A 10,000-nucleotide genomic window follows, 5' to 3' on the forward strand; every position below is an offset into this window, starting at 1 on the left:
TTCAGGCCCTGTGCAGTGCCAATCCATATGCTTCCGTCCTGTAAAGGCAGTATGGCCCTGACTTCGTTAGATAATAAACCTGAATTCCGATCCACCAGCTTAGTCACCTGGCCACTGCTGTATATAAACAGACCTGCAGCATAAGTACCGATCAGCACATCGCCGGAGGAGGTTTCGGCCAGACTTAATACCGATTGCTCAGGCACTAAGTTTTTCTCAGTCACAAGCTTCCCATTCAGATAACGAGCAACACCACGGGCAGTACCAATCCAGAGACTACCGTCAGAATGTTGTAATACAGTCCGGACGAAATTGTCGGGCAATCCTTGTTCAGTACTTAAGGTGGTAAAGGGAGCATCCCGCAGGCGGAATAAGCCGCCATTGGTACCTAACCAGATACTGTGTTCATGATCTTCAAAAATGGTCAATACCCTGTTGTTTGGCATGCCATGTCTGGCCGTCAGCTGTTCTAGGCCATAATTACTTAGACGGAAAATCCCTTCCTCTACTGTGCCTATCCACAAATCGCCCTGATGATCAACCAGCAGTCTGGAAATGGCGGTTTGCTGCAATTCAGCTTGTACTAAAACAAAGTCATTACCCTGTCTCTGATACAAGCCCCGTTCAGTCCCCAAATATAAGCTGTTGTTGTAGTTAGCCAGAGCAAACACAGGAATTTTAGGGCTTTGCGGAACAGGATTCAGCTTTCCCTGCTGCAAATGCACCAGACCTTCAGCAGTTCCTACCCAAAGTCCATCTTTGTCGTCGTTGAATAAACTGTAAATGGTATTGCTCGGTAAGCCGTGATGACGGGTCCACTGCTGGCGTGTTCCATCTGTTTGCAGGCAAAACAATCCACCGCCTTCAGTGCCTACCCATAACTGGCCTTTTGCATCGCCCCTTACTTCATTCACAAGCGACGACACAGGATCTACCGGTCGCCATTGTTGATCCTCTAATAAGGCTACCCCCCCTCTTGATCCTCCCAATAGCAAACGACCTTTAGGATCTAAATGCAAAGCACGGATACCAGAATCAGGTAAACCCGTTTGTTGTTCACGGCCAAAGACTTTAAATTCACGGCCATTGTATCGGGCCACCCCTTCCCAGGTAGCAAACCAGAGGTAACCGTCAGGCGTCTGACTGATACTATTGATGGTGTTGTGAGGTAATCCCTGGCGGGTATTCCAGCTTTCGCGGAAATAGTCTGTTAAGGCTGCGGTAGCTGCCACTGCATTAAAAGGCAAGCACAACCATAGCTGCAACAACAGTAAAGCTGAGCAAAGTCCGGTGCTTCTTTTGGCTAAGATTTTGATATATTTGAAACAAACTAACATCAGCGCCATCCCAGTCAGCAGATGGTTTCATTTTTTCTAATAAAACCACCTTACTCTATTTTTATGACCGGGAAAACTAAAAAAATATAAATTCGAATGACGTTATGGTTACGCTTTTGTTACAACCTGAGCTGTAGATTCCCGCACTACTAATGTTGGTGCGACTTTGGCAGCGACCTGTTGAGCTGCTTTATCATTTTGTTCAATGACCATGATCATTTTGGTGGTAGCCAGCTGCGCCATTTGCCGCACAGGACGACGGATCGTCGTTAAAGCAGGGATCACTCTGGACGCTAGTAAGTTGTCATCAAAGCCCGCCACAGACAGTTGCTGTGGAATGGCGATGCCCATTTGATGCGCCACTTTCAGCACACCGGCTGCCATTTGATCATTGTTCGCGAAAATAGCTGTAGGCAAAGGTGTTTGACTCAGCAGACTGCGGGCACACTCGATGCCGGTTTCATAAGTGTTATTGCCCTCCATGATCCGCTCAGCCTTGAGTGTAATACCATAAGCTGACAAGCCTAATTTGAAACCTTCCATCCGCTCAGTAGAGGATTTATAACGCTGCGGACCGCTGATAAAGGCGATATCCTGATGCCCCAGCTGAGCAAAATAGCGAGCCATTTCGGCGGCGGCCGAGCGGTCATCCGACACCACAATATGTTGGGGCTCATCGATGCTAACCGAAGTCAGCCGCACATAAGGACGGCCAGCATTTTTTAGTGCTTCGGCCAATGACTCCAGTTCAGAGACTGGCGGCAGTACTATCACCCCATCCAGTTTGGATCTGTTGATAAAGTTCAGACAGTCCTGCACTAGCGTTTCACTGCGGTAGCGGCAAGGGTGCACGACCAGCTCGTAACCCAAAGTTGAACAAATCTCCAGAACTCCCCGCTGTACGTCGTCTAAATACAAAGCATCAGGGTTGTCATAGATTAAACCCAACAAATAGGAACGGCTGGACGCTAGACCACGGGCCTGAGTGTTTGGCGAATAATTCAGTTCAGCAATAATTTTTTCGACCCTGACTCTGGTGCTATCACCGACGCTTAAAGAGCCATTGATCACCCGCGACACTGTGCGCTTGGACACACCGGCCAGACGAGCGACATCATTAATGGTCGAACTTTTTTGTATCATCCACTATTCCTATTATTTATCGTTGGCCAATAAAGCAGGCCTATAACAAGCCAGACTGATTTCAATGGCTGCTTGTTTTACTGCAGCAACCAAGTCAGGGATACGTTGTTTGCATAAAATACTGGTTAGGCCTGTGACACCAACGGAAGCCACCACTGAGCCCTGAGCATTACGGATTGGCACAGCAATACAACGCACATTGGCCTGATACTCCTGATCATCCAGGGCATAACCCCGTCCCAGAACACTTTGCAATTCTACCCGCAAGCCAGCCAGATCGGTAATGCTTTGTGGTGTCCGCGCGGCCATGTGCTGCAGACCAGGCAAAGTTGTCAGTTGATCAAAATAGTTAAAAGCTAAAAACACTTTGCCACCGGCAGAGCAATGCAGATCAGCCAGAAATCCTGGCCGTGCAGCTAAATGACTTGGGTTAGGACTGTCACAAACTTCTGCGATTAAAGCGCCGTCCGGCCGCGGCAAGGCCAGGTGACTGGTAAGCCCTGTCTGTATAGTAAGTTTATGCAACACAGGCACAGCCAACTGATGTAAATGATGGTGCTGTAGCAGATCCAGCCCCATTTTGTACAAGCTACTGCCGACCCGATATTTCTTACCTTCCTTGTATAACATTTGCTGCTGACAAAGTGTCTGTAGTATGCGAAAGGCGCTGGTTCTGGGCACCGATAGCTGCTGTTCAAGCTGAGATAAAGTTAAGCCAGAACCTGATGCCGCCACTAACTCCATCATGCGGCAGGCATTGGCAAGATTTGGGATTAAATAGCTGGTCATTACAGCTCCTAAAGCCCAAATAAGCTGGGCAAAAATTCACTGATCGCCGGCACGTAAGTCACCAGCAGCAGAACTACAACCATGGATGCATACATAGGTAGCAGTGGCTTGATGAGCGACTCGAGCTTAGTTTTAGCCACAGCACAAGCGACAAACAACACGCTACCTACAGGAGGAGAAATTAAACCAATCGACAGGTTTAAAATCATCATAATGCCAAAATGCAATGGACTCATGCCCAGCTCAACCGCCACAGGCAGGAATATAGGGGTGAAAATCAGCACTGCGGGTGTCATGTCCATAAAGGCCCCTACTACCAATAAAATAATATTGATCAATAACAGAATCAGCAGCGGATTTTCACTTAAGGTCAATAATCCCTGGCTGACAGTTTGTGGGATATTCTCGTAGGATAAAATCCAGGACATAGCGGCTGAAGTTGCAATAAGCGCCATCACTATGGCTGTGGTTTCAGCTGATTTCAGCAAAATTGCTGGTAGCTCTTTTACCTTGACTTCACGATACACGCAAACCGCCAGAATAAAGGAATAGACTACAGCTATGGCACCTGCTTCAGTAGCGGTAAAAGCGCCACTGATAATGCCGCCTATCACTAAAATAATCATCAGCAGGCTAGGAATAGCTGCCGCCATTTTTTTAAAGGTTAAAGACAAGGGCAGACGGGCCGCTAAAGGATAACCTTTCATTTTGGCGTAGCCGGCACAGACCAGCATCAACCCCAACCCGAGCAAAATACCCGGTAAGTACCCGGCGACAAATAATGCGGCTATAGATACCCCGCCGCTGGCAATGGCGTAAACAATCATTATATTACTGGGCGGGATCAACATCCCCGTTGTTGCAGCTGCAGCTGTCACAGCTGCACTGTAATTGACCTCATAGCCCTGCTTTTTCATCTCTGGCACCATAAAACTGCCTATCGCAGAAGTTGCAGCTACAGCAGAACCTGAAATAGCGCCAAATAACATGCAGGACAACACATTCACTAAGGCTAATCCTCCGGGCAAACTGCCCACTAAGGCCATAGCGGCTTCAATCAAACGTTTGGCTATACCACCACGCCCCATCAACAGGCCTGAGAGTACAAAAAACGGGATGGCCAACAAGGCGAAGCTATTTAAACCTCCTGCCATTCGTTGCGCCAGTGTAGTCACAGCAGGCAATAAATCCATCGACAGCAACATAGTGCACAATGTCGCTAAACCAATACAAAAGGAAATCGGCACGTTCAGTAACAATAAAAGAAAAAATACGCTCACTAAAATAAGTGCAGACCATTCCATTATTCAGACTCCTCTGCCGGAACTAATTGAATTTTCGCCGCCAGGCAGCGCAGCTGACATAGCCCATAAAAAGCAATCAAAACCCCAGCTAAGGGCAAGACCATATAGATCCAGGCGATTCGGATACCCAAAGCTGCCGACATTTGATTGAGCTCATAGGTAAGCCAAACCAATTCTCCTCCACCCCATACCATTACTATGGAAGAAAACACCACCACTGCGGCGGTCAGCACAAAAGCGATACGATGTTGCCATAGAGGCGGCATTCTGCTGGTAACAATATCAAGTCCCAAATGTTGACCAGTTCTGTATGCATAAGCTGCACCCAACATGGCAATCCATAGCAGTAAACAACGGGCAATTTCTTCAGTCATTGAACTTGGGTTTGTTAACACAAAACGGGATAACACTTGCCAGCACACCACCAACACTATGGCAGCCATTAAGAACATGAGGCTACGTTTTAAAAGCCAATCTACCCACAGCACTAATTTAGTCATTGGACACCTCCACTGTTTCAACCTGAACCTGCGCAATTTCGGCCATCAGATTACCAACCTCGGTGCCCTGCAGAGATTGATGCAGTGGCTGCACAGCGGCAGCAAAAGCGGCTTTATCCGGGTAAATCACTTCAACCCCCGCAGCTTTCACTTTGGCAAGGGCATCGTCACTGGCTTTTTGCCATAATTCCCGCTGGAAACGTACCGAGTCTTTCATCGCCAGTTCCAGCCAAGCTTGTTGCTCCCTGCTCAGGCTATTCCAGACAGGCAAACTCATTAAAATCACATCCGGAACTGAAGTATGCTCGTCCAGACTGTAGTATTTGGACAGTTCGTAATGGCGGGACAAATAGAAACTTGGCGGATTATTTTCCGCGCCATCCACCACACCTTGTTGCAAGGCGGTATAAAGCTCGCCCCAATCCACCGGAGTAGCCGCGCCACCTAAAGTTTGTACCATCTGTACTGAGGTTTGACTATTTGGAACCCTAAACTTTAAGCCTTTTAAATCACCCGGCTCACGCACCGCTTTGTTTGTCGTGTAAAAACTGCGGCTGCCAGCATCGTAATAACCTAAACCATGCAAGCGGGCTCCATGCATCGAATTGAGCAAATCCTGACCTATAGGACCATTTAAAACAGCCCACAAATGAGCACTGTCCCTGAACACGTAAGGCACACTAAAGACCTGCATTCTGGGCACAAAACCTTCCAGTGGGCTTGCGGATACTTTAGTTAAAGCCAGGCTGCCAATTTGCAGCAGTTCGATAAGCTCACGCTCTGAACCCAGCTGGCCGCCGCTGTAGATCTGAATATGCATCTGACCTTTGGAGTAGTGCTCCAACCTTTGAGCCATAAACACCATAGCTTTGTGAACTACGTGCTCCTGATCCAGAGAATGCCCCATCCGTAAGGTGATCTGCTCTTGCTGACGCTGACAGCCTGTCGTGAATAGCAGAGTCGTCAAACCGCAGCACAGCAGCACGCCGCGCAGTGAAAAGAGTTTCATCGTCTAACCTACCTGTTGCTTTCCCTTTGTGCCTAAAGCTGCTGCATTATTGACGAAGTTCTGTCGTTCCCATCACATAAGGCGCTCTGTGTATCGGAACTCAAGCCCTAGTCGCCTCAGTGAAGCGCCTGTTTACTCAGGGATATATTTTTTATAAGTCAGCGCTCGTACCGCTGGCGCTGTCGAAGGACACACTGTCTAGTGCAGTGATTGTTATCCTTTATACCCAAGTCGCCCCTTGCTCAGAAACTCGCGGCTTGAGGTCACTTGCTGTAGTACACTTTACTAAATGGAGCTCTCCCCAGAGCTCCAAAACCCTTATCGCAATTGATCTGGACCAAACTTATCCATATCGTGATAATCCAGATTCTCACCAGCCATACCCCAAATAAAGGCGTAACTGCCCGTACCTACGCCACTATGAATAGACCAGGGTGGAGAAACCACGGCCTGTTCGTTGCCCAGCCACAAATGTCTGGTTTCTGTAGGTTCTCCCATAAAGTGGCACACCGCCTGACCTGGGGTCAGGTCAAAGTAGAAATAGGCTTCCATCCGTCTGTCATGCTGATGCGCTGGCATAGTATTCCAAACACTGCCCTGACTCAGCACTGTTAAGCCCATTTGCAGCTGGCAGGTCTGTACCACCTCTTTAATCATCAACTGATAAATAACGCGCTCATTACTGGTGGCTAAGGCCCCCATCTCCAGCTTTTTACATTGATTCATCCGCACATGCTGCACCGGATAACTGTGATGAGCTGGGGTAGAATTTAAGTAAAACTTGGCGGGCTCATTAGCCTTTAGACTATGGAAACTGACATTCTTACAGCCCATCCCGAGATACAAAGCTTCTTTGTTCGCCAGCTCGTATTGAACACCGTCCACTTCGACAAAACCTGTACCGCCGACGTTGATCACACCCAATTCACGGCGCTGCAGAAAAAACTCAGCTTTCAGCGCATCCACAGTTTGCAATGTAACAGGCGCCTGTACCGGCACTGCACTGCCGACTATCAAACGTTCGTAGTGGGTGTAACACAATACCAGTTGATCGGCCTGCATCAGGTTATCGATCAGAAAATTCTGCCGCAGCTTTTCGGTGTCATAGTGTTTGACGTCATTCGGCGCCGTGGCAAAACGGTTTTCAAAAATTACATTCATGTTTTTCTCCTGCAAAAACCAAAGTAATTGACGCTGCAACGAGGCGCCAAGTGACCGGGCCCCCAATCACACAGGCGTACTATGTGGTTGAGGCGAGAAACGCGGTCAACAAAGTTGCGGCTTTAAGTAAGCAGATTTGGCGCACTCTAGCGCGCTAACCAGCCTCCATCTACAGCCAACACATGGCCATTAACATAATTACTGGCGCCACTGGCTAAAAACACAGCTGCGCCCGCTAAATCTTCAGGCTCCCCCCAACGACCGGATGGGATCCGAGCCAGAATAGCCTGATTGCGAACCTGGTCTTGTTGCAAAGCGAAAGTGTTGTCGGTACGAAAATAACCAGGTGCAATGGCATTGATATTTACACCAGCACCAGCCCATTCGTTGGCAAGGGCTTTGGTTAAACCTGTAATAGCATGTTTACTGGCGGTATAAGCAGGCACAGTAATGCCACCGCTGTAAGACAGCATAGAAGCGATATTGATGATTTTCCCCTGACCACGTTTGAGCATCTCAGCTCCCAACAGTTGCGACAGCAAAAAGGCTGAATCCAGATTTACCCGCATCACGTTTTGCCATTCCTGCATGGGGTAGTCCACTGCGGGGGCGCGAAATATAGTGCCACCACAATTGACCAGAATATCGACTTGCCCAAGCGCCAAAGCCTGTTGTGCCAATGAACGAACCTGCTCTAAATCCGATAAATCAGCAGCTAAGGCAGTAGCCTGACCACCTTGCGCCTGAATTTCAGCGACAGTTTTATTGGCGCCATCTAATTGAGAACTGCAGCAAATCACAGAAGCCCCAGCCTGAGCCAATGCCTGCGCTATGGCTTTTCCTAAACCCCGGCTGGCGCCAGTGACTAGCGCCCTTTGGCCCCGCAATGAAAATAAAGCTGACATTCTTAACTCCTTTTTTGCCTGAATCGCTGCACTTTAGCCTCACCATTGAGAGTGCAACCACAACACATTTAATGCCCAAAACAGTCGCGAAGTTCAGTTCAAACAGAATTAATTTCACATCTGGAACAAAATCTATTTTGTGCCGCAGAAAAATTAGAACAATTACCCAATAAAAACAAAAGCTTAACAATAAAACCCAATTTAAAACCCACAACAAAACTGATTTTTTTTTGTGCGACGTTTGACAGTAATCTAAGCTTGGTGTTAGCTTTTTGCCATCGGTGGCACAAAATTGCAAGCACTTTTTGCCACCGGTAGACAAAATCAACAGGGAGTCGCACAAAGCGTCTTCCACTATTAAAAATACAGCTGGCATGTACTGGCTGAACGCTTTGAACCAGACAGGACGAGGTAGAGATCATGGCCAAAACCAACACGCCATTTCACCCGAATAAAGTTGCGTTAGCTTTCGCTATCGCAGGTTGTACTTCAATATTTTCAATTTCAGCGCAACAAACCACCGACACTAAAGCGTTGGACGAAAAAATTGAAGTGATCGAAATTAAAGGCAGCTTCCGCGATTCGTTGTCCAACGCACTGAACCAAAAACGTCAATCCGACGGAGCTATAGACGCCATACTGGCCGAAGACATTGCTGATTTCCCTGATCTGAACCTTGCAGAATCTTTACAACGTATTCCCGGTATAGCCATTTCACGTGCCGCAGGTGAAGGTCGTCAGATTTCGGTTCGGGGCTTAGGCCCTGAATTTACCCGGGTCCGAATCAACGGTATGGAAGCCGTATCGACCAGCGGTGGTACAGACCAAATAGGTGGCGCAAACCGTGGCCGTGGTTTTGACTTTAACACTTTCTCCTCTGACCTTTTCAGCTCCTTAACTGTGCGTAAAACCGCATCAGCTGATGTAGAAGAAGGCTCTTTAGGCGCTACAGTCGATTTAAAAGCCGCTCAACCTTTTGACTATGATGGCTTTACCTTCGCAGCTTCCGGTCAGATGGGTTACAACGACTTATCTGAAAAGTCTGATCCTAAAACCTCATTTTTAATCAGCAATATTTTTGCCGATGGTAAATTTGGCGCTTTGTTTTCAGCCTCTTACTCAGAACGTCAGCTCAAAGATCAGGGTGCAAGCACTGTCCGCTGGAACAATGTCAATGACTTCGGCTTTTATCAGGGTAATGCAACGGCTCCTGAGCTGGAGGAAATCAACAATGCATTCAGACCACGTTTACCACGTTACGATTCCTATACTCATGACATGGACAGGTTGGGTTTAAGCTCGTCTTTCCAGTTCAGACCTGACGAAGATACCAAGATTGATTTAGATATTTTGTATGCCAAAACAGATGCAACCCGTAATGAAGTATTTTTGCAGGGTATTTTAAACGCTGGTGCAAACAGGCCAACCAATGCAACAGCAGCATCAGGTAATACAGGTGTGATGAATGTTGTCGACTATTTCATCGACGATACCAATACTATGACCTACGGTAGTTTCGAAAATGCCACCATCCGGGCTGAAAACCGTTTCGATGAATTAGGTACAGAGTTTTTGCAATACAACCTGTCACTGAAACGTCACCTGACCGACGATTTGAGTATGGACGCCATGGTGGGTACGGCCAAGTCAGAATTTGACAACCCGGTACAAACCACTTTAGTCGCAGAAAAACGTGGAGTGGCCTTTGCTTATGACTACAGAGGGGCCAACAGAGAAAGCCCCGCTTTGACTTACGGTGCCGGAGTATTTGACCCAACCGGCTGGACATCCAACAGCGTGCGCTTACGCCCTTTAGGAGCGGAAAATACCTTTGATACTGCAGAGCTGAATT

9 protein-coding genes are annotated in these 10,000 nt (G+C 47.8%); 1 reads left to right on the top strand and 8 read right to left on the bottom strand.

Features of this window, described 5'->3' with window-relative positions; all coding sequences use genetic code 11:
* The 8 genes from LDL40_RS11570 to LDL40_RS11605 all read right to left on the bottom strand — a co-directional run.
* A partial coding sequence (locus LDL40_RS11570) for a two-component regulator propeller domain-containing protein (RefSeq protein WP_300995533.1) occupies positions 1 to 1,337 on the bottom strand: 1,337 nt, incomplete at its 3' end.
* Between the two features lie 108 nt (positions 1,338 to 1,445).
* Entirely contained in the window at positions 1,446 to 2,480 is a 1,035-nt protein-coding gene (locus tag LDL40_RS11575; RefSeq protein WP_300995534.1) for a LacI family DNA-binding transcriptional regulator, read from the bottom strand.
* 12 nt (positions 2,481 to 2,492) lie between these two features.
* A complete protein-coding gene (locus LDL40_RS11580; RefSeq protein ID WP_300995535.1) occupies positions 2,493 to 3,269 on the bottom strand; it encodes an IclR family transcriptional regulator in 777 nt (258 codons plus the stop codon).
* A gap of 8 nt (positions 3,270 to 3,277) precedes the next feature.
* Positions 3,278 to 4,573 (bottom strand): TRAP transporter large permease, encoded by a 1,296-nt coding sequence (locus tag LDL40_RS11585; protein ID WP_300995536.1) that lies wholly within the window; start codon positions 4,571 to 4,573, stop codon positions 3,278 to 3,280.
* Complete coding sequence (locus LDL40_RS11590; RefSeq protein ID WP_300995537.1) at positions 4,573 to 5,073, bottom strand: TRAP transporter small permease; 501 nt, start codon at positions 5,071 to 5,073, stop codon at positions 4,573 to 4,575. The genes LDL40_RS11585 and LDL40_RS11590 overlap by 1 nt, the downstream gene beginning before the upstream one ends.
* Positions 5,066 to 6,082: a TRAP transporter substrate-binding protein gene (locus tag LDL40_RS11595; RefSeq protein WP_300995538.1), complete on the bottom strand. Its 1,017-nt coding sequence runs from the start codon at positions 6,080 to 6,082 to the stop codon at positions 5,066 to 5,068. Before LDL40_RS11595 ends, LDL40_RS11590 begins: the two co-directional genes overlap by 8 nt.
* 318 nt (positions 6,083 to 6,400) lie before the next feature.
* Positions 6,401 to 7,243 carry a 5-dehydro-4-deoxy-D-glucuronate isomerase gene (gene kduI / locus LDL40_RS11600; RefSeq protein WP_300995539.1) on the bottom strand — a complete coding sequence of 281 codons (843 nt, stop codon included), beginning with the start codon at positions 7,241 to 7,243 and terminating at the stop codon, positions 6,401 to 6,403.
* A 146-nt stretch (positions 7,244 to 7,389) separates the two neighbouring features.
* On the bottom strand, positions 7,390 to 8,148 hold the full coding sequence (locus tag LDL40_RS11605) for an SDR family oxidoreductase (protein ID WP_300995540.1): 759 nt from the start codon (positions 8,146 to 8,148) through the stop codon (positions 7,390 to 7,392).
* Positions 8,149 to 8,568: 420 nt separating this feature from the next.
* Between LDL40_RS11605 and LDL40_RS11610 the strand changes: the two genes are divergently transcribed.
* Positions 8,569 to 10,000, top strand: a 1,432-nt coding sequence (locus LDL40_RS11610; RefSeq protein ID WP_300995541.1) for a TonB-dependent receptor, incomplete at its 3' end; no start/stop codon positions are given.

Origin of the sequence: Rheinheimera sp. (assembly GCF_020217005.1) — a bacterium.
Taxonomy (GTDB): Bacteria; Pseudomonadota; Gammaproteobacteria; order Enterobacterales; family Alteromonadaceae; genus Pararheinheimera.

Bases quoted from the DNA above. Each gene is read 5' to 3' on its own strand.
- LDL40_RS11575 (WP_300995534.1), bottom strand. From the start codon at position 2,480: ATGATACAAAAAAGTTCGACCATTAATGATGTCGCTCGTCTGGCCGGT.
- LDL40_RS11580 (WP_300995535.1), bottom strand. From the start codon at position 3,269: ATGACCAGCTATTTAATCCCAAATCTTGCCAATGCCTGCCGCATGATG.
- LDL40_RS11585 (WP_300995536.1), bottom strand. From the start codon at position 4,573: ATGGAATGGTCTGCACTTATTTTAGTGAGCGTATTTTTTCTTTTATTG.
- LDL40_RS11590 (WP_300995537.1), bottom strand. From the start codon at position 5,073: ATGACTAAATTAGTGCTGTGGGTAGATTGGCTTTTAAAACGTAGCCTC.
- LDL40_RS11595 (WP_300995538.1), bottom strand. From the start codon at position 6,082: ATGAAACTCTTTTCACTGCGCGGCGTGCTGCTGTGCTGCGGTTTGACG.
- kduI (WP_300995539.1), bottom strand. From the start codon at position 7,243: ATGAATGTAATTTTTGAAAACCGTTTTGCCACGGCGCCGAATGACGTC.
- LDL40_RS11605 (WP_300995540.1), bottom strand. From the start codon at position 8,148: ATGTCAGCTTTATTTTCATTGCGGGGCCAAAGGGCGCTAGTCACTGGC.